Below are 18,505 nucleotides of genomic sequence, written 5' to 3'. Positions count from 1 at the left end.
AACTCAATGCAATAGGTCGGGAACGTCCTGGAGCTCGGTCGGGCCGAGGTCGGCAGGGGCTTGCGACGAGTGGTGCAAGACCAGCCGCCAGCCTGTGGGACCCTTGTGGAAGACATTGGTTGCATAGCAGTTGACGAGCTGCTTGCCCTGGGAGGTGTCGACCATGAGTTGTTCGACCACGGTGTGGACCGAACTCATCATGCTTTGCACGGCGTGGACGCGCGTGGGCCGTATCGGCACCGGCGAACTGCCCAGGATCTCGCGCCACGATTCCATCACGGCGTCGTGCCCGATCAGCCGCGGCCCGCCCGGATGGATGCAGACGATGTCTTCGTCGTCGGCCCAGACGGCCATCAACTGCGCGAGATCGCCTTGTTCCAGCGCGTCGTAGAACGCCTGCTCGGCTTCTTCGGAGGTGGCGAACAGCGGAGCGCCGCGGGATTTGAGCACCATTTACGCGAACACGATCGTCTTGTGGCCGTTCAACAGGATGCGATGCTCGACGTGCCAGCGCACGGCGCGCGCCAGCACCAGGCATTCGACGTCGCGCCCGACCTGGGTCAGGGTTTCCGGCGACATGCTGTGGTCCACGCGGGCGATGTCCTGCTCGATGATGGGGCCTTCGTCCAGATCGGGCGTGACGTAGTGGGCGGTGGCGCCGATCAGCTTCACGCCGCGGTCGTGCGCCTGGTAGTACGGGCGCGCGCCCTTGAAGCTGGGCAGGAAGCTGTGGTGGATGTTGATGGCGCGGCCGGCCAGCGCCCGGCACATCTCGGGCGACAGGATCTGCATGTAGCGGGCCAGCACGACCAGGTCGACGTTCTCGCGCTCGGCGATCTGCAGTACCTGGCGCTCTTGCTGTTCCTTGCCGCCCTGCGCCACCGGCAGGTGGTAGAAGGGCACGCCGTACGACGCGGACAGCAGCGCGAAGTCGGGGTGGTTGGAGACTACGGCCGGAATGTCGATGGGCAGTTGCCCGCTCTTGGCGCGGAACAGCAGGTCGTTCAGGCAGTGGCCGTGCTTGCTGACCATCAGCAGCACGCGCGCGCGCCGGTGCGGGTCGCGGATCTGCCACTGCATGGAGAAGCGCTCGCCCACGGCGGCGAATTCCTTGCGCACGGTGTCGGCGTCCAGGCCGTCCGGCACCGAGAAGTGCACGCGCAGGAAGAACAGCTTGGTGTCCTCGTCCCCGAACTGCTGCGAGTCCAGGATGTTGCAGCCGCGCTCGAACAGGAATCCCGACACGTGGTACACGATGCCGGTCGTATCGGGGCAGGCGAGCGTCAGGATGTAATCGTTGTGCTGCACGGGGAGGTCCTGTGAATAAAAAGCAAACCCCGGCGGGCCGGGGCAGCGTCAGCCATGTCCCCCCCAGGGGCGCGCGAGCGCCCGGGGGGATTTAGTGATGATGTACCTTGGCGCCGTCCTTCAGACGGTATTCGGCGCCACAGTATGGGCACTTCGCTTCGCCGGTCGTCCCGATGTCCAGGAATACCTTGGGGTGCATGTTCCACAGCGGAGTATGCGGCCCCGGGCACGAAAGCGGAAGCGCATCGGCATCGACTTCGATGATGGCGTTGGCGGCTTCGGTGGTCATGGCCGTTCCTCCCGATCAGACGTGCGTGAGCCAGTGGCCGTACTTGGCGTTGCGGCCCGCGACCAGGTCGAAGAAGGCCTGCTGCAGGCGCGCCGTGATCGGACCGCACTGGCCGGCGCCGATCTTGCGGCGGTCCAGCTCGCGGATGGGCGTGACTTCCGCCGCCGTGCCGGTGAAGAAGGCTTCGTCGGCGATGTAGATGTCGTCGCGGGTCAGGCGCTTGGTGACGACCTTGATGCCCAGGTCGGCGGCCAGGCTGTGGATGGTCGAGCGCGTGATGCCGGTCAGGGCCGAGGCGATCTCGGGCTCGACCAGCACGCCGTCCTTGACGATGAAGACGTTCTCGCCCGAGCCCTCGGCCACGAAGCCTTCGGTGTCGAGCAGCAGGGCCTCGTCGTAGCCGTCCTCGGTGGCTTCCAGGTTCGCCAGGATGGAGTTGGCGTAGGTGGAGGCCAGCTTGGCGCGGGGCATGGTCACGTTGACGTGGTGGCGGGCATAGGACGAGGTCTTGACCCGGATGCCCTTCTGCAGGGCCTCGGCGCCCAGGTAGGCGCCCCATTCCCAGGCGGCGACCGCCACGTGGACCTTGGCGCCCTTGGGCGAGACGCCCATCTTTTCCGAACCGTAGAACGCGATGGGACGCAGGTAGCAGGATTCCAGCTTGTTGACGCGGACCACTTCCTTCTGCGCTTCCATCAGGACTTCCCGGCTGTACGGGATCTGCATCTGGTAGATGTGGGCCGAGTTGACCAGGCGGTCGGTGTGTTCCTTGAGCCGGAAGATCGAGGTTCCGATGTCGGTCTTGTACGCACGCACACCCTCGAATACCGCCAACCCGTAGTGCAGAGAGTGTGTGAGCACATGGGTGTTGGCTTCACGCCAGGGCACGAGCTTGCCGTCGTACCAGATGAAGCCGTCGCGGTCTGACATCGACATGATGGGGATCTCCGAAATGAACCAGATATTGTACCAATCTGCGACAGGATCCAGCGGCGAAGCGGGCGCGCAGGGGTCCACGCCCGCCGCTTCCCGGGAATCCAGGGAGATTCGGGTAATCACTTACAATAGCTGCGAGCCATAACTTTACTCCTTCCCGGCCGGCCTTCGCCGGGAGCCCGCCGCCGTTCCCCCCCGATCCCATGTCCGCCATGCGCCCGTCCGCCGCAGTGCCCGGTCTGTCCCCCCAGGAGCGCCGGGCGGCCGTCGTCGCGGGCCTGAAGGCGCTGGCCCCGACCACGATCGCGATCGGCGTCTGGGGCATGGTCAGCGGCGTGGCCATGGTCAAGATCGGCCTCAGCCAGACCTTGGCGCTGGCGATGACCTTCCTGGTGTACGCCGGCTCCGCGCAACTGGCCGCCCTGCCGCTGATCGTGGCGGGCGCCCCGGTCTGGCTGGTGTTCGCCGCGGGTTGCGTGGTCAACCTGAGATTCGTGATCTTCGCGGCGGCGCTGCACCCGTATTTCCGCCGCTACTCGCGCTGGCGCCGCCTGGGACTGGGCTTCCTGACGAGCGACATCGGCTTCGTGCTGTTCATGCCCCGCTACGGCGATGCCGCCGTCAAGGGCACGCCGGAGCAGACCTGGTTCTTCCTGGGATCGGCGGTGGGCAACTGGCTGACCTGGCAGGTGTGCTCGGTGGCCGGCATCCTGCTGGGCGCCGTGGTGCCGCAGTCGTGGTCGCTGGAGTTCGCCGCGGTGCTGGCGCTGATCGCGATCGTGGTGCCCATGGTCGCGAGCTGGCCTGTGGCCGCGGCGGTCGGGGCGGCATCCCTGGTGGGGTGGGCCGGCCAGCCGCTACCCTTGCGGCTGGGGCTGGTCCTGGCGGTCGTGGCGGGCGTCTGGGCCGGCGTGGCCACGGAGCGGGCGCTGGAGCGCCGCAAGGAGGCGGGGGCATGAGTCCGTCCACCCTGCCGCCGGTATCCGATTCCCTGTACGTCTGGCTGGTCATCATCGCGCTGGCGTTGTGCACCGTGCTCACGCGCGCCGGCTTCCTGCTGCTGGGCGACAACGTGCCCCTGCCCGAAGGCGTCAGGCGGGCGCTGCGCTATGCGCCCGCCGCGGCGCTGGCGGCCGTGATCGTGCCGGACCTGCTGCCATGGGCGCCGGGCGGCCTGCCGGTGTTCGACTGGCGCGCGCTGGCCGCCGTGATCGCGGTGGCGGTCATGGTGGCCACCCGCAACACGATCGCCATGATAGGCGCGGGCATGGTCACGCTGTGGCTGCTGAGGTGGCTGGCGGGCTGAGCGCCCGCGCCCCTTTCATTCGGCCTGGATGTTGCGCTGGACCACGACGGCGCGCAGCCGGCGGATGTCGTTCTCGACGCGGGCCTGGAATTCGTCGGGCGAGGAGGCCCGCGGCGAACCGCCCCAGTCGACCAGTTGCTGGTGCACGGCGGGCGTATCCAGCACCGCGCGCAATTCGCGGTTCAGGCGCGCGACCACGTCGGCGGGCGTGCCGGCGGGCGCGGCGATGCCCAGCCACGATTCGAAGACCACCGCCGGCAGCGTGTCGGCCACGCTCGGCACGCCGGGCAGCGCCTGCACGCCCTTGGGCGCGGTGGTCGCCAGCAGCCGCACGCGCTGCGACTTGAACAGCGGCGCGGTGTTGGTCATGGTGTCGATCATGACGTCCACGCGTCCGGCCAGCAGCTCGGTCATCGGGCCGGCGCCGCCCTTGAACGGCACGTGCAGCGCGCTGCCGCCGCTTTCGGCCATGATCCATTCGCCCACGAGATGCATGGCGGTACCCACGCCGACCGAGGTGTAGGTGTAGCGGTCTTTTTCGGTCTTGATGCGGCGGACGAAGTCGTCGAAGGACTTGATCGGCGAGGACGGCGCCACGGCCAGCGTCAACGGATACGTCGTGATCGTGGAGATCCAGCTGAAACCCTTGACCGGCTCGAAGGGCAGGTCCTTGCGCATGGCGGCATTGGTGCCGTGGCCGCTGGTCATCAGGACCAGCGTGTAGCCGTCGGGCTCGCTCTTGGCGACCTGGGCCGAGGCGATGTTGCCGCCGTCGCCGGCGCGGTTCTCGACGATGACGGGCTGGCCGACCCGCTCGGACAGCGCCTTGCCGACCAGCCGGGCCACGACGTCGCTGCCGCCTCCGGCCGCGAAGCCGACCAGCAGCTTGATCGGCCGGTTGGGGTAGGTGGTCTGCGCGTGCGCGGGGCCCGCCAATACCGCGGCCAGGATGCCGGCGGCGGCGAGGGCCTGGCGGCGGCCGGTGATCGTGTCATGCATGGTGGGTCTCCTCTTCGTCCCCGTTTTCGTGCGGCCCGTCGAGGCGCGCGTGTGGCCGCTCAGTCCGCCGCCTGCAGGCGGGCGGAGATCTCGCGGCTTTTCTGTTGCAGCACGGCCCCCAGGGCCGCGCCGTTGAGGAACTCCCCCCGCTGTTTCGAACAGACCAGCGAGATCGTTCCGATGACTTCATCCTCGGCCATCACGGGCACGCCGTAGCCGATGACGTCGGGATCGAGCCCGGCGTGGCTGATGGCGTATCCCGCCTTGCGTATGGCCTTCAGGCCGGCCCAGGTGGCGTTCCAGGCCTGCTCGCCGGCGTCCGGGTGGGTCTGCTCGAACAGGCTGCGTACCCGCGCCCGCGGCCAGAACGCCAGCACCGACAGCGAAGGCGCGCCGCGGAACCAGGGCAGGCTCTTGCCCCGCATGTAGGTCAATTCCAGCGGCTCGACGCCGGCTTCGTGCGCCACGTTCAGCAGGTGCTCGCCGTAGACGTTCGAAAGCAGCACGTGGCAGCCGGTTTCCTGCGCCAGGTCGCGCAGGATGGGCTGGGCGGCACGGGTGACCGGGTCGGTCTCGCGGATCAGGGCCTCGAGCTCGACCACGCGCGCGCCCACCACGTAGATGCCGCGCGGCAGCCGTATCAGCAAGCCCGCCGCGCACAATTCCTTGACGTAGCGGTAGGTGGACGAGGGGGTGAAGCCGAAGTGGCTGGCCAGGTCGTCCACCGTCCAGGCGTACCGGTCGTGCGTGTAGGCATCGAGCAGCATCAGCATGCGGCCCAGGCTGGATGCGCTTTCCGTCATGCGGGCGCCTGCTCCACGCCCATGCGCCGGGCCATGTCGGCCCGCCATTCCTGGCGGCTGCGGAAACCGGGCAGGGCGCGCGCGTGCCGCTCGGCCCAGGCCATGAGTTCGGCCGGCGGCAGCTCGATGGGCATGGGCACGCGCATGGGCTGCGACACGTACCAGGGCGTGTCGATGTACAGCTCGAGCCGGTTGCCTTCCGGGTCGCGGCAGTACAGCGACAGCGCGTTGCCGTGCGTGACGGGCGCCAGTTCTGCGACGCCCGCGCCGACCAGGCGGCGATGGTAGCGCTGCAGGGTTTCCAGCGAGTCGGCCATCAGCGACAACTGGTTGATGACGTTGAAGCGGAGATCGGCGGGCCGCCCGGACACCAGCACGATCTGGTGGTGGACGTCCGGATCGCGGCTGGTGAACACCAGTTCGATCGGGCCATGGGGGCCGTCGAGCATGCCACGGTCCGTGATCGTGAAATCCAGGACCTGCGAATAGAAATCGGCCATCCGCTGGATATCGGTGACGAAGATGCCGACGTGGCTGAAGGAAAGACCGGGTCTTTGGGGCATGATGGAAAATATAATCTAATATGTGGCGAATAATCGCCATTGAAATTCGAGTTTTTTGCATATTACGTAAAAAACTCAAAAATAAGACCTGTGTGAAACCCTAGGTAGGGTGGAGCAGCGGGCGAGCGGCCGCGTGCCGCTTCCGGCGGGAATCGGGGGAAGGGGAAGACGGGGGACGACGCCCCCGGGGATCTCAGGAACGGGGGCCCAGCACCTGTTCCCACAGTTCGATCACGGCGGCACGTTCCGCCGTCAGGGCCTCCTGCGGCACGCGAGCCTTTTCCACGTCCTGCAGGCGCAGCGCGTGCTGTTCCCGCCGCAGGGTACGGTAGGCATCGCCCACCCGCCGCGCCAGGTCGGCGGGGATCAGGCCGGCTTCGGCGGCCAGGCGCAGCAATGCGATGTTGCCGAGGTTCTGTACCAGGATCTCGTGCTCGCGGGCGTGCAGCAGGACCAGGTATTGGGTGACGAACTCGACGTCCACCATGCCGCCCGGATCGTGCTTGAGGTCGAAGTCCGGCGTGCGGTTGGGATGGCCTTCGCTGATCTTGCGGCGCATGGCGATGACTTCGTCGGCCAGTTGGCGGGCGTCGCGCGGCATCAGCAGCACCTCGCGCCGGATGCGTTCGAACTGCCTGCCCACCTCGGGATCCCCGGCGGCGAAGCGGGCGCGCGTGATGGCCTGGTGCTCCCAGGGCCAGGCGTGCTCCTTCTGGTAGCGCTCGAAGGCCTCGGTCGAGATCACCATCAGCCCGGCCTGGCCGTCGGGGCGCAGGCGCAGGTCCACTTCGTACAGGCGCCCCGAGGCGGTCATCGAGCCGAGCCATGACAGGATGCGCTGGCCGAAGCGGGCGTAGATCTCGCCGGCGTCCTCGCGCGGGTCGTCGAACAGGAACACCAGGTCGAGATCCGAGGCGTAGCCCAGCTCCTTGCCGCCGTGCTTGCCATAGGCGATGACCGCGAAATGCGCGGGCGTGCGGCCTTCGTCCCTGGACACGCTGTACCAGACGCGCTTGAGCGTTTCCTCGAGCATGATGTCGGCGACCATGGACAGGTAGTCGCCCAGCCGCTCGACCGTCAACTGGCCTTCCAGGTCCTGCGCCAGCAGGTGGAAGCCCCATTGGCGCTGCGTGTCGCGCATCAGGTTCATTTGCCGCTCGACGTCGGGCGCGCCGGTGCCGTCGATCACGCAGGCATCCAGTTCGTCGCTGAGCTTGCGGGCCATGGCGGGCAGGTCGGGCTCCACCATGAGCGTGCGCCAGTCCAGCAGCTCGTCCAGCAGCAGCGGATGCCGGGTCAGGTAGCCCGCGGCCCAGTCGCTGGCCGCGAAGATGCGGGCCACGCGCGCCAGCGTGTCGGGATACTCGGCCAGCAGCGCCATGTAGGCGCTGCGCTGGGCGATGTGCTCGATCAGCCCGAACATGCGGACCAGCGCGGCGGCGGGCGCCTTGGTGCCGGCGCAGGCGTCCACGGCGGCCGGCAGCAGGGCGGCCAGGCGCCGCCGGCTGTTGTCGGGCAGGCTGCGTATGCGAGGGCTGTCGAGCAGCGCCGAGGCGCGCGGCAGCAGGCTGTCGGCCTCGGCCGGCAGGGTCGCGCGTATGCGCGCGACCAGTTCGTCTTCGGGGTCGGCCGCGCCGCGGTCCCCCGGTGACTGATCGCCTTCGTTCTGGCCGAAGACGCCCCGGAAGGTGGTTTCGACGAATTCCCTGTGCGCGGTCAGCGTGCGCTCGAAGCCGGCGGGATCGTCGAAGCCCAGCGCGCGGGCCAGTTCGGCGCGCCGTTCGTCGTCCTGGGGCAGAAGGTGGGTCTGCTGGTCCTCGCGGTATTGCAGGGCATGCTCGACCCGCCGCAGGAAGCGGTAGGCGGCCTCCAGGCGCACGGCATCCTCCGGCTGGACCAGGCCGGCCTCGCGCTCGGCATGCAGCGCGGCCAGCAGGCCGCGCTCCTGCAGCGTCGGCGTGCGGCCGCCGCGTATCAGTTGCGAGAGCTGGACCACGAATTCGATCTCGCGGATGCCGCCTTCGCCCAGTTTGACGTTGTCGGCCTGCGTGGCCTGGCTGCCCGTGCCGTTGTACGAGCGGCGGTTCCAGTCCTCGCGTATGCGCTCGCGCAGCGCGCGCAGCGCCGCCAGCGCATCGAAGTCGAAATACTTGCGGTAGACGAAAGGCCGCCGCAGCGCCTCCAGTTGCGCCGCCTGGCTGGCGGGGTCGCTGCCCTCGAACGCCTGGGCCTCGATGCGCCGCGCCTTCAGCCAGGCATAGCGTTCCCATTCCCGTCCCTGCGAGACCAGGTAGTTCTCGAAGGCGTCCAGGCTCCAGGCCAGCGGCCCGGCATCGCCGTCGGGCCGCAGCCGCAGGTCGGTGCGGAACACGTGGCCGTCGGCGTCGATCTCGGAGATGACCGGCATCATGCGCCGCGTCAGCCTGCCGTAGAACTCGTGATGGGAGATGGGCCTGCGCCCGTCGGTCTCGCCCTCGTCGCCGTACAGCATGACCAGGTCGATGTCGGACGAGACGTTCAGTTCTTCGCCGCCCAGCTTGCCCATGCCCACGATCAGCATTTCCTGCGGCAGGCCGGAGGCGGCCTCGCGCGGGATCCCGTGCACCTCGGCCAGTTCGGCCGCCACGCTGCGGTAGGCCTGCTCGATGGCCAGGTCCGCCAGGCGGGTCATGGCGCCCACGACCTCCTCCAGCGGCGCCAGGCCGGCCAGGTCGCGGGCCATGACGGTGCAGAACACGCGCTCGCGCAGCCTGCGCAGCACCGCGCGGCAGTCCGCCACCGGGAGGGGGCCGGCCGCGGCCACGCCCCGGGCCGTGCACAATTCGTCGAACCAGGCGGCCAGGGCCTGGACGTCGACCGGCCGGGTCATCGCGTCGGCCAGCCACCGTCCGTAGTCGGGCTGGGCGTCTATGCGTCGGCGCAGGTGGCCCGACCAGGAAAGCGCGGGGGTGAGCAGCGAAGTGTCTGTCATGGCGAAAGTTGTGGCAGTACGTTACAGAATTGTGCGCCACGAAGAAGTTTTGCGCATAAGCCAGCATAAGACATGCGGGGCGGTATAAGCTTTCATTTTCCCGATTCATCCATCCAGGCCACAGCGGCCGCTTCGACGGAACGACTGCGTTCCGCCGTTTCTTCGTGCATATCGACCTAGCCTATCTCTATCGCCTCGTGGTGCGGCCCCTGGTCTGGGTGATCCTGGCCGCCTATTTCCTGTTCGCGGTTGCCCTGGTGGTCGTGCGCTACGCCGTGCTGCCCGCTATCGACGACTACCGGCCGGGCATCGAGCGCATGGTCGGCCGCGCGATCGGGGCCTCGGTTACCATAGGCCGGATCGATGCCGAATGGCTGGGCCTGCATCCTAGCTTCGAACTGTCCTCCGTCCAGGTGTCGGATGCCTCCGGGCAGTCCGGGCTGGTCCTGCCTCGCGTGTCGGCCATCCTGTCGTGGCGCAGCCTGCTGGTGCTGGAGCCGCGCCTGCTGCGCCTGCAGCTCGACGCGCCCGAACTCGAGGCGCGCCGCGATGGGCAGGGGCGCTACTGGATCGCCGGCTGGGAAGTCGATCCCCAGGCCCGGGGCGGATCGCGCGAAGGCCTGGACTGGCTGCTGTCCCAGCGCGAGGTCGTGGTACGCGGCGCCCGCCTGCGGTGGAACGATGCCCGGCGGGAGGCGCCGCCGCTGGAGATCGGCAACGTGGCCTTCGTGATGCGCAACACCGGGCGCCACCACCGTGCCGCGCTCAGGGCCGAGCCGCCCGCCGCGCTGGGGTCCATGCTGGACGTGCGCGCGGACTTCACGCATGGCTGGTTCACGCTGGACGCCTCCGATCCGCAGCAATGGCGGGGGTCGCTGTACGCGGCGCTGGACGGCGTCGACCTGGCGGGATGGCGGCCCTGGCTGGACCTGCCGGGCGAGCCTCGGCAGGGCGCGGGCAACCTGCGGGCCTGGATGGACTACGACCGTGGACGAATCCGCTCCGGCAGCGCGCGCCTGGCCTTGCGCGACCTGAGCGTGCAGCTCGGGCCGGACCTGCCGCCGCTGGACATCGCCAGGCTGGCGGGCCGGGCCGAGCTGTCCCCGGTGGCCGGCGGCGGCTACCAGCTGGACCTGGCCGGGCTGGACGCGGCGACCGCCGATGGCCTGGCGCTGCATCCCCAGCGGCTGGCCGCCACCTGGACTCCGGGGCGCCAGGGCACGCCGCCCGCCACGCAGCTCGAGGTGGACGGATTCGATCTCGCGACCGGCCTGCATCTGGCGGACCGCCTGCCCCTGCCAGCGGCGGCGCGCGAGAAGCTGGCCGAGCTGCGGCCCGAGGGCCGGATCGACGAACTGCGGTTGGGCTGGCAGGGGGCGCCCGCGCAGCCCACCGGGGTATCGGGGCGCGCGGCGTTCTCGGGGCTGTCGATCGCGGCGGCGCCGGAACCGGCGGTCAACGATGGCCACCATCCGCAACGGCCGGGGTTCTCCAACCTGCGGGGCAGCATCGAGGTGGACGCGCAGGGCGGACGCGTCGACGTCCACGCGCGCGACGCCGTGCTGCGTTTTCCGGGCGTGTTCGCCGAGCCCGACCTGCCCATGGATGTCTTCGATGTCCGGGCCGCGGCCCGCAAGGGGGCCGACGGCGCCTGGACGGTCGACGTCGAGCGCCTGGATTTCAGCCGCCGCGGCGTGGAGGGCAGTTTCAGCGGCAACTGGAGCAGCCAGGGCCGCGGGCCCGCCGGCACCCTGGACCTGCGGGGCACGCTGGCGCGCGCCGACGTGCGCGAGGTCCATCGCTACATCCCCATCGTGGTCGGCGCGGACGTCCGGACCTGGCTCCAGCATGCGCTGGTCTCGGGACAGGCCGAGAACGTGGCCGTGCGCCTGCGCGGCGACCTGGACACCTTTCCCTACGGCGCGGACAAGTCCGGGGAGTTCCGGGTGGCAGGCAAGGTCAGCGGCGTGACCCTGGACTACCTGCCCGAACCCCTGGCGCGAGGCGAGTTCTGGCCCCGGCTGGAAGACCTCGCGGGGGATCTCGTGTTCGACCGGGTGTCGATGGGCGTGGACGTCCGCTCAGGCCGCGTGCGGGTGGACCGCGCGACGACCGTGGCCATGGGGCGCACGCGCGCGGCCATCGCCAACCTCGAGCATGGGCCGCTGCTGGAGATCGATGGCGAGACGCGCGGGGCGGCGCCGGCGTTCCTGGCCTTCGTCAAGCGCTCGCCGGTGGGACACATGATAGGCGGCGCGCTGGACGACGCCTCCGCCAGCGGCAACTTCGTGGTGCCCCTGTCCCTGCGCATTCCGCTCGACCACCATGACGCGGATCCCGGCCATGCCGAGGTGCAGGTCAAGGGCGAGGTCCGGCTGTCGGGCAACGATTTCTCCCTGGCGCCCGCCGTGCCGCCTTTCTCGCGGCTGACCGGGACGGTGGCCTTCGACCAGCATGGCATCGCCCTGCGCAACGTGGCGGGCATGGCTCTGGACGGCCCGCTGAAGCTGTCCGGCGGCCCGCAGCCGGACGGCACGGACCTGCTGCGGGCCGAGGGCTCCGCATCGGCCGCGGCGCTGGGCTTCTGGTGGAAGGCCCCCGGCATGGCGCGGCTGTCCGGCCGCACGGCCTACAAGGCCTCGGTGCGGATCCCGCCCGGCAAGACGCCCACCGTGCTGGTGGAGTCCGACCTGGTGGGGTTGGCGGCCGACCTGCCCGCGCCGCTGGGCAAGACCGCGCAAGAGGCGCGCCCGTCGCGGCTGGAATGGAGCGGAAACGCCGCCACGGCGGACAAGCCCCGGATGGACTGGTTCGCCGGCAGCCTGGGGCCCGCCGTCAACCTGCACGTCGAACGCGACTACGCGTCCGCCGGCACCGTGGCCGCCGTGCGGGGGGCCATCGGCATCAACCGCGCGGCCACGATCGGCGGCCCGGGGCTGAGCGTGAGCGCTTCCCTGCCCGAGGTCGACGTGGACGCACTGCGCAAGGTGGCCGCGGAGTTCGAGCCGCCCAGGGATCCGGCGGCGGGGGCTGGCCAGGGCGGGGGCGCGGACATTCCCCTGAACCGCATCAGCCTGTCGACCCCGGTGTTGCGCGTGCATGGCCGCCAGCTCGACAAGGTCACGCTGTACGCCGTGCGGCAGGAGACAGGCGGCAACGCCAACTGGCGTGCCGACGTCGAGTCGGCCCAGCTGGCCGGCCGCCTGTCATGGGCCGAAACCCACGGCGGCGAAGGGCCCAACCGCCTGAGCGCGCGGCTGTCGCGGCTGGTGGTCGACAGCGAGACCGAGGACGCGGATCGCGGCGGCGCGCTGGACGAGCCCGCCGCCGACGACCAGGACGTGCCGGAAATCGATCTCGTGGCCGAGCACTTCGAACTGTTCGGCAAGGCGCTGGGACGGCTGGAGGTGCTGGCCCAGAGTTCCGACCGGGGCCGCGAATGGCGGCTGCGCCGGTTGAACGTGAAAAACCCGGACGCCGAGCTGGACGGTTCGGGCGTCTGGAAGCTGGAAACCGGCGCCCGCCCCGGAGGCCGGCGCGCGATGTCGCTCGACGCGGTGCTCAAGCTGGCCGACACCGGCAAGTTCCTCGAGCGCATGGGCGTGCACGGCGCCATGGCGGGCGGGACGGGGAGCATGTCGGCGCAGGTATCGTGGCGGGGCCTGCCTTACACGCTGGACCTGGCGAGCCTGTCCGGCAAGGTCGAGCTGTCGCTGGACAAGGGGCAGTTCCTCAAGGCCGAGCCGGGCATCGCCAAGCTGCTGGGCGTGCTGTCGCTGCAATCGCTGCCGCGCCGGGTGACGCTGGATTTCCGCGATATCTTCAGCGAAGGCTTCGCCTACGACACGATACGGGCGCACGCGGCCATCGCCAACGGCGTGGCCCATACCGACGATTTCAAGATGAACGGCGTGAACGCCACCGTCGTCATCGCCGGCGATGCCGACCTGGCGCACGAGACCCAGCGCCTGCAGGTGGTGGTGGTGCCCAAGCTAGATGCCGGCGCCGCCTCGCTGCTGTACGGGCTGGCGGTCAACCCCGCGGTGGGGCTGAGCGTGTTCCTGGCCCAGTTGCTGCTGAAGGATCCGCTGTCCAAGGTCCTGGCCTACCAGTACGAGGTCACCGGCACCTGGACCGACCCCCAGGTGGCCAAGGTCGGCAGCACCAAGGTCGATGCGGCGGGCAAGGAAACGGCACCGCCCGTGGCCGAGCCGGCGGCACCACCGCCGTGATTCTGCGCGACAATAGCCGCATGCCCGTGCAACACACAGCCAGGAACCCCCGCCCATGACAGCTTCCGACCCCGCCGTGCGCGTGGCGGCCATCCAGATGGTTTCGACCCCCGACGTGGCGCGCAACCTCGCCGACGCCGAAGCCCTGATCGCCGAAGCCGCCGGCCGGGGCGCCAACCTGGTGGCCCTGCCCGAGTATTTCTGTTTCATGGGCCGCAGCGACCGCGAGAAAGTGGCCATCCGCGAACGCGAGGGACACGGCCAGGTCCAGGCGTTCCTGTCCGCCCAGGCGCGCCGGCACGGCATCTACCTGGCGGGGGGAACCCTGCCGCTGGAGTGTCCGGATCCGGACCGGGTCTACAACACCGCGTTCGTCTACGGCCCCGACGGCCGCACGCTCGCGCGCTACGACAAGATCCACCTGTTCAACTTCCGCCGCGGCGCCGAGTCCTACGACGAGGCGCAGAGCATCCGCCCCGGTGCCTCGCCGGTGGGCTTCGACGCGGCCTGGGGCCGGGTGGGCCTGTCCACCTGCTACGACCTGCGGTTTCCCGAGCTGTACCGGGCGCTGGGCCAGGTGGACTTGATTTTGGTGCCGGCCGCCTTCACCTACACCACAGGCCAGGCGCATTGGGAAATCCTGCTGCGCGCCCGCGCGATAGAAAACCAGTGCTACGTCCTGGCGCCGGCGCAGGGCGGCACGCACCCCAACGGGCGCCGGACCTGGGGCCACGCGATGCTGGTCGATCCCTGGGGAACGGTGCAGTCCGTGCTGCCCGAGGGCCCCGGCGTGGTCGACGGCCTGCTGGATCCCGCCCGCATCGCCGAGGTGCGCGCCGCGCTGCCCGCGCTGCGCCATCGTGTACTGTAGACCCCGTGGCGCCCGCCGCGTTTCGCAACGATTTCCTTATCACCCATCCATGCAACTCGTAGAACCGAACATCCAGTCCCTGGCCATCGCCAAATCCCTGCTTCTCGACCCCTGGGGCCTGGACGAGGCGGATCTCTCCCGCGCGCTGGGCGAGATCTTCACCCACAAGGTCGACTATGCCGACCTGTACTTCCAGTACACCCGCAGCGAAGGCTGGAGCCTGGAGGAAGGCATCGTCAAGACCGGCAGCTTCTCCATCGAGCAGGGCGTGGGCGTGCGCGCGCTCAGCGGCGAGAAAACCGCATTCGCCTATTCGGATTCCTTGTCCCAGGATGCCTTGCTGTCGTCGGCCCGCGCGGTGCGCACCATCGCGCGCCAGGGCGCCGGCCGGGCCAAGGTGGCCAGCGGCTATCGGCCCACCGAGGGGCGTTCGCTCTACCTGCCGCAGGATCCGCTGGTCTCGCTGCCGGCTCCCGACAAGGTCGCGCTGCTCGAGCGGGTGGAGCGCATGGCGCGGGCCAAGGATCCGCGGGTGGTGCAGGTGATGGCCGGCCTGGGGGCCGAATACGACGTCGTCCTGGTGGCCGGCAGCGACGGCCGCCTGGCCGCCGACGTGCGGCCGCTGGTGCGGCTGTCCCTGACCGTGATCGCCGAGCAGGACGGGCGGCGCGAAGTGGGCCACGGCGGCGGCGGCGGGCGTACCGGCTTCGATTATTTCAGCGACGAGCTGCTGCAGCAGTACGTGGACCATGCCGTGCACGAGGCGCTCGTCAACCTCGAGGCGCGTCCGGCGCCGGCGGGCGAGATGACCGTGGTGCTGGGCTCGGGCTGGCCGGGCATCCTGCTGCACGAGGCCGTGGGCCACGGGCTGGAAGGCGACTTCAACCGCAAGGGGTCGAGCGTGTTCTCCGGCCGCGTCGGCGAGCGCGTGGCGTCCAAGGGCGTGACCGTGGTCGACGACGGCACCATCCCCGGCCGCCGGGGTTCGCTCAATATCGACGACGAAGGCAACGTCTCGCAGCGCAACGTGCTGATCGAGGACGGCATTCTGCGCGGCTACATGCAGGACTCGCTGAACGCGCGGCTGATGAAGACGGCGGTGACCGGCAACGGCCGGCGCGAATCGTTCGCCCACCTGCCCATGCCGCGCATGACCAACACCTACATGCTGGCCGGCGACAAGGATCCCGAGGAAATCGTGCGCTCGGTCAAGCGCGGCCTGTATGCCGTCAACTTCGGCGGCGGACAGGTGGACATCACCAACGGCAAGTTCGTCTTCTCGACCTCCGAGGCCTACATGATCGAGGACGGCCGGATCACCTATCCGGTCAAGGGCGCGACGCTGATCGGCAACGGCCCGGATGCCATGACCCGGGTCGGCATGATCGGCAACGACATGAAGCTCGATTCCGGCGTGGGTACCTGCGGCAAGGATGGACAGAGCGTGCCGGTGGGGGTGGGGCAGCCCACGCTGCGGATGGAAGGGTTGACGGTGGGCGGCACCGCCTGAGCGGCCGCGCCTGGGGAAGGCCCGGCGGCGGCCGAGCTTTCCACTGGGAGAAAAGTCGGGAAATGTCGATGGACAGCGTGCCGCGCGGGTTCGTATATTTTTCGCGAACCGCACGCGGCGGACCGTCGCCGCTGCGCCCGTCACCCGCTACCCCCATCCCGCCGCCATGTTTCTCGATCCCGAGACCGCACCCGGTTTCAAGCGCAGCCTGTTCAACGCCATCGTCGCGCCGCGGCCGATAGGCTGGATCAGCTCCCTCAGCGCCACGGGCGTGGCCAACCTCGCCCCGTTCTCGCATTTCAATCTCGTCTCCACCGCGCCGCCGGTGCTGATCTTCTCGTGCAACGCCGCGGGCGACCGCCCGGAGAAGGACACGCTGGCCAACGTCCGCGCCACCGGGGAATTCGTCGCCAACCTGGTCACCTGGGACCTGCGCGAGGCGATGAACCAGACTTCGCTGAACGTGCCGCACGGCACCGACGAGTTCGCGCTGGCGGGGCTGGAGAAGCTCGCCAGCGTCAAGGTTCGCCCGCCGCGCGTGGGCGCCTCGCCCGCCCATCTCGAATGCACGCTGCTGCGCATCGTCGAGATCGAGCCCGAGCGGCCCGGCGAGACTCGCAGCTCGGTGGTATTCGGCCGCATCGTCGGCGTGCACCTGGACGAGGCGTTCATGACGGCACAGGGCCATTTCGACGTCGCCCGCACGCGTCCGCTGACCCGTCTGGGCGGCTCGCAGTATTCCTCCGTCGGCGAACTCGTCGAGCTGTCCCGCCCCAACCCTCCGCTCAACTGAACGACACGCTACGAATCCAGCCATGGCAAGCGACAACGACTCCACGGTGCTGCGCGACGCAGACCTGATCGACCTGGACAACCCGCTGACGGCCGGTGGCCGGCGCATCGGCCGTGCCCAGAATTTCTCGGTCGAATGGATAGACAGCACCCAGCCCCATGCGGCGCGCAGCGAGCACGAACTGCTGCTGTTGCTGCCGGGCGCGGGCGCGCACATCGAGTACGAAGGGGGACGGGCCGATGCGCCCGGCCGTTCGCTGTGCATCGTGCCGGCCGGGCGCTGCACGGTCACGCTGGATGCGCCGGGTCCGGGCATTCTGATCGCCAGTTCGCGCCCGGACCTGGCGGAGCAGGATTACCTGAATGCCGTGGAGCACGATCCGCGCGTCGTCGCCTCGACCCCGGCGTTCCGCCGCGTGCGCAAGGCCGGCGAGCTGGTCGTGATTCCCGTCGACGATATCATTGCGCCACCCGACAAGAAGCGCCTGAAGATGCTGCAGACCGATACCCTGAGCATCAACTGGGTCGAATACGACGGTCCGCGCGACCGCACGCAGCTCAGCCCCCACAGCCACGCGCGCTTCGAGCAAGGCTCGCTGGCCATCGAGGGCGAGTTCGTGCACCACCTGCGCACGCCCTGGGGCAACGACGCGACGCGCTGGCGCGACGACCTGCATGTGCAGGCCGATCCGCGCACGTTGCTGGTGATCCCGGTCAATCTGGTCCACACCACGGAGGGCGTCGGACCGGGCTACCACCTGCTGATCGACGTGTTTTCACCGCCACGGCGCGATTTCATCGCGCACCATTGGATCTGCAACTCGGCCGACTACGAGGATCCGGCCGCCGGCGCCTGAGGCGCGCCACCCATAACGATTCATTCCTGGAGACATCATGTACCGTTCCGAGCTTTCGGCGGCGCGCGCTTGCCCACGCGCCGTCCGTACCGCCGCGCGCCTGCTGGGCGCCGTTTTCGCGCTGCTGGCCGCCGCGCCGTCGCAGGCCCAGGGGCCGTATCCCACCCAGCCCGTGACCATGCTGATCGGTTATCCGCCCGGCGCCATCGTCGATACCGTCGCGCGCCAGTTGGCGGCCGTGTTGGCCCCCATGCTGGGCCAGGCCGTCGTGCCCGAGAACAAGGGTGGGGCGGCGGGCCTGGTCGGCGCCAACCTCGCCTCCAAGGCCAAACCCGACGGCCATACCATCCTCTTCACCGCCTACACCTCGTTGCAGATCGCCGCGGCCACCAACCAGGGACTCAGCTTCGATCCGGTCAACGGCCTGCTCCCGGTGGCCTCGGTGGGGCGGCCGACCACGCTGTTGCTGGTTGGCGCCGATTTTCCGGCCAAGACCTTCGAGGAGTTCGTGGCGCTGGTCAAGAGCCGGCCGGGCATCTACAACTTCGGCACCAGCGGCATCGGTTCGCCCAACCATTTCGCGCTGGAGCACCTGAACGCGGCCTTTGGCCTGAAGATGACCGCGGTGCCGTACAAGGGCGCGGCCCAGATGCTGACCGACATGCTGGGCGGCCGGGTGCAGGCCATCTTCGGTTCCTCGTCGCTGGCCGCCGGCCATCTGCAAAGCGGTACCGTGCGGGCGCTGGCCATAGGTTCGCCCGATCCCAGCCCCGCCTTTCCCAGGCTGCCGGTGATCGCCCGCAGCGGCGCGCCGGGCTTCAATGCCAGCGGCGCGCTGGGCGTGTTCGCCCCGCCCTCCACGCCGCCCGAGGTGGTCGAGCGCCTCAATACGGCCATCAATGCCGCACTCAGGGATCCCGCGGTCCAGAGCAAGCTGGGCGAAGAGGGGATCATCCTGGACGTGCAGAGCGCTGCGGATTTCGGCAAGAAGTATCGTGGCGAGGCGCGGGACATCGCAGGTTTCATCCAGCGCCATCAGTTGCGCATCCAGTAAGCCAGGGGGACAGA

At 69.4% G+C, this 18,505-nt stretch carries 16 protein-coding genes; 8 read left to right on the top strand and 8 right to left on the bottom strand.

What is annotated here, in order from left to right:
* Positions 1 to 3: 3 nt before the first annotated feature.
* From CDO46_RS03115 to CDO46_RS03100, 4 genes are all read right to left on the bottom strand, one after another.
* Positions 4 to 426: a nuclear transport factor 2 family protein gene (locus CDO46_RS03115; protein WP_087837283.1), complete on the bottom strand. Its 423-nt coding sequence runs from the start codon at positions 424 to 426 to the stop codon at positions 4 to 6.
* 27 nt (positions 427 to 453) lie between these two features.
* Complete coding sequence (gene purU / locus CDO46_RS03110; protein WP_087837102.1) at positions 454 to 1,308, bottom strand: formyltetrahydrofolate deformylase; 855 nt, start codon at positions 1,306 to 1,308, stop codon at positions 454 to 456.
* A 91-nt stretch (positions 1,309 to 1,399) separates the two neighbouring features.
* The gene (locus CDO46_RS03105) at positions 1,400 to 1,597 is read right to left on the bottom strand and encodes a zinc-finger domain-containing protein (protein ID WP_087837101.1); all 198 of its coding nucleotides are present in this window, start codon (positions 1,595 to 1,597) and stop codon (positions 1,400 to 1,402) included.
* Positions 1,598 to 1,612: 15 nt separating this feature from the next.
* Positions 1,613 to 2,533, bottom strand: a complete 921-nt coding sequence (locus CDO46_RS03100; protein ID WP_087837282.1) for a branched-chain amino acid transaminase — start codon at positions 2,531 to 2,533, stop codon at positions 1,613 to 1,615.
* Positions 2,534 to 2,736: 203 nt separating this feature from the next.
* Between CDO46_RS03100 and CDO46_RS03095 the strand changes: the two genes are divergently transcribed.
* Positions 2,737 to 3,492 carry an AzlC family ABC transporter permease gene (locus CDO46_RS03095; protein ID WP_243724405.1) on the top strand — a complete coding sequence of 252 codons (756 nt, stop codon included), beginning with the start codon at positions 2,737 to 2,739 and terminating at the stop codon, positions 3,490 to 3,492.
* The gene (locus tag CDO46_RS03090) at positions 3,489 to 3,839 is read left to right on the top strand and encodes an AzlD domain-containing protein (protein WP_087837100.1); all 351 of its coding nucleotides are present in this window, start codon (positions 3,489 to 3,491) and stop codon (positions 3,837 to 3,839) included. The genes CDO46_RS03095 and CDO46_RS03090 overlap by 4 nt, the downstream gene beginning before the upstream one ends.
* Before the next feature lie 15 nt (positions 3,840 to 3,854).
* On the opposite strand, the gene CDO46_RS03085 is transcribed toward CDO46_RS03090, so the two are convergent.
* The 4 genes from CDO46_RS03085 to glnE all read right to left on the bottom strand — a co-directional run bounded on the left by CDO46_RS03085 (position 3,855) and on the right by glnE (position 9,175).
* The gene (locus tag CDO46_RS03085; protein ID WP_087837099.1) at positions 3,855 to 4,838 is read right to left on the bottom strand and encodes a tripartite tricarboxylate transporter substrate binding protein; all 984 of its coding nucleotides are present in this window, start codon (positions 4,836 to 4,838) and stop codon (positions 3,855 to 3,857) included.
* Positions 4,839 to 4,897: 59 nt separating this feature from the next.
* On the bottom strand, positions 4,898 to 5,641 hold the full coding sequence (locus CDO46_RS03080; protein WP_087837098.1) for an IclR family transcriptional regulator: 744 nt from the start codon (positions 5,639 to 5,641) through the stop codon (positions 4,898 to 4,900).
* Complete coding sequence (locus CDO46_RS03075; protein WP_087837097.1) at positions 5,638 to 6,204, bottom strand: VOC family protein; 567 nt, start codon at positions 6,202 to 6,204, stop codon at positions 5,638 to 5,640. Before CDO46_RS03075 ends, CDO46_RS03080 begins: the two co-directional genes overlap by 4 nt.
* Positions 6,205 to 6,397: 193 nt before the next feature.
* Positions 6,398 to 9,175, bottom strand: a complete 2,778-nt coding sequence (glnE, locus tag CDO46_RS03070) for a bifunctional [glutamate--ammonia ligase]-adenylyl-L-tyrosine phosphorylase/[glutamate--ammonia-ligase] adenylyltransferase (protein ID WP_087837096.1) — start codon at positions 9,173 to 9,175, stop codon at positions 6,398 to 6,400.
* A 164-nt stretch (positions 9,176 to 9,339) separates the two neighbouring features.
* Between glnE and CDO46_RS03065 the strand changes: the two genes are divergently transcribed.
* The 6 genes from CDO46_RS03065 (at position 9,340) to CDO46_RS03040 (ending at position 18,491) form a co-directional block, all read left to right on the top strand.
* The gene (locus CDO46_RS03065; protein WP_176400649.1) at positions 9,340 to 13,407 is read left to right on the top strand and encodes a YhdP family protein; all 4,068 of its coding nucleotides are present in this window, start codon (positions 9,340 to 9,342) and stop codon (positions 13,405 to 13,407) included.
* A gap of 55 nt (positions 13,408 to 13,462) precedes the next feature.
* Entirely contained in the window at positions 13,463 to 14,278 is an 816-nt protein-coding gene (locus CDO46_RS03060; RefSeq protein WP_087837094.1) for a carbon-nitrogen hydrolase family protein, read from the top strand.
* Between the two features lie 49 nt (positions 14,279 to 14,327).
* On the top strand, positions 14,328 to 15,788 hold the full coding sequence (tldD, locus tag CDO46_RS03055; protein WP_087837093.1) for a metalloprotease TldD: 1,461 nt from the start codon (positions 14,328 to 14,330) through the stop codon (positions 15,786 to 15,788).
* 166 nt (positions 15,789 to 15,954) lie between these two features.
* Entirely contained in the window at positions 15,955 to 16,581 is a 627-nt protein-coding gene (locus tag CDO46_RS03050; protein WP_087837092.1) for a flavin reductase family protein, read from the top strand.
* A gap of 22 nt (positions 16,582 to 16,603) precedes the next feature.
* The gene (locus CDO46_RS03045; RefSeq protein WP_087837091.1) at positions 16,604 to 17,437 is read left to right on the top strand and encodes a hypothetical protein; all 834 of its coding nucleotides are present in this window, start codon (positions 16,604 to 16,606) and stop codon (positions 17,435 to 17,437) included.
* Positions 17,438 to 17,474: 37 nt separating this feature from the next.
* A complete protein-coding gene (locus CDO46_RS03040; RefSeq protein ID WP_087837090.1) occupies positions 17,475 to 18,491 on the top strand; it encodes a tripartite tricarboxylate transporter substrate binding protein in 1,017 nt (338 codons plus the stop codon).
* Positions 18,492 to 18,505: the final 14 nt, after the last annotated feature.

Source organism: Pigmentiphaga sp. NML030171, from assembly GCF_002188635.1.
In the GTDB taxonomy this organism is placed as follows: Bacteria; Pseudomonadota; Gammaproteobacteria; order Burkholderiales; family Burkholderiaceae_B; genus Pigmentiphaga; species Pigmentiphaga daeguensis.
This window is presented reverse-complemented; position numbering and strand designations above follow the sequence as displayed.

What these genes read in the sequence shown, in the direction of transcription:
- CDO46_RS03105 (WP_087837101.1), bottom strand. Translation starts at nt 1,597, where the DNA reads ATGACCACCGAAGCCGCCAACGCCATCATCGAAGTCGATGCCGATGCG.
- CDO46_RS03100 (WP_087837282.1), bottom strand. Translation starts at nt 2,533, where the DNA reads ATGTCGATGTCAGACCGCGACGGCTTCATCTGGTACGACGGCAAGCTC.
- CDO46_RS03095 (WP_243724405.1), top strand. Translation starts at nt 2,737, where the DNA reads ATGTCCGCCATGCGCCCGTCCGCCGCAGTGCCCGGTCTGTCCCCCCAG.
- CDO46_RS03090 (WP_087837100.1), top strand. Translation starts at nt 3,489, where the DNA reads ATGAGTCCGTCCACCCTGCCGCCGGTATCCGATTCCCTGTACGTCTGG.
- CDO46_RS03085 (WP_087837099.1), bottom strand. Translation starts at nt 4,838, where the DNA reads ATGCATGACACGATCACCGGCCGCCGCCAGGCCCTCGCCGCCGCCGGC.
- CDO46_RS03080 (WP_087837098.1), bottom strand. Translation starts at nt 5,641, where the DNA reads ATGACGGAAAGCGCATCCAGCCTGGGCCGCATGCTGATGCTGCTCGAT.
- CDO46_RS03075 (WP_087837097.1), bottom strand. Translation starts at nt 6,204, where the DNA reads ATGCCCCAAAGACCCGGTCTTTCCTTCAGCCACGTCGGCATCTTCGTC.
- glnE (WP_087837096.1), bottom strand. Translation starts at nt 9,175, where the DNA reads ATGACAGACACTTCGCTGCTCACCCCCGCGCTTTCCTGGTCGGGCCAC.
- CDO46_RS03060 (WP_087837094.1), top strand. Translation starts at nt 13,463, where the DNA reads ATGACAGCTTCCGACCCCGCCGTGCGCGTGGCGGCCATCCAGATGGTT.
- tldD (WP_087837093.1), top strand. Translation starts at nt 14,328, where the DNA reads ATGCAACTCGTAGAACCGAACATCCAGTCCCTGGCCATCGCCAAATCC.
- CDO46_RS03050 (WP_087837092.1), top strand. Translation starts at nt 15,955, where the DNA reads ATGTTTCTCGATCCCGAGACCGCACCCGGTTTCAAGCGCAGCCTGTTC.
- CDO46_RS03045 (WP_087837091.1), top strand. Translation starts at nt 16,604, where the DNA reads ATGGCAAGCGACAACGACTCCACGGTGCTGCGCGACGCAGACCTGATC.
- CDO46_RS03040 (WP_087837090.1), top strand. Translation starts at nt 17,475, where the DNA reads ATGTACCGTTCCGAGCTTTCGGCGGCGCGCGCTTGCCCACGCGCCGTC.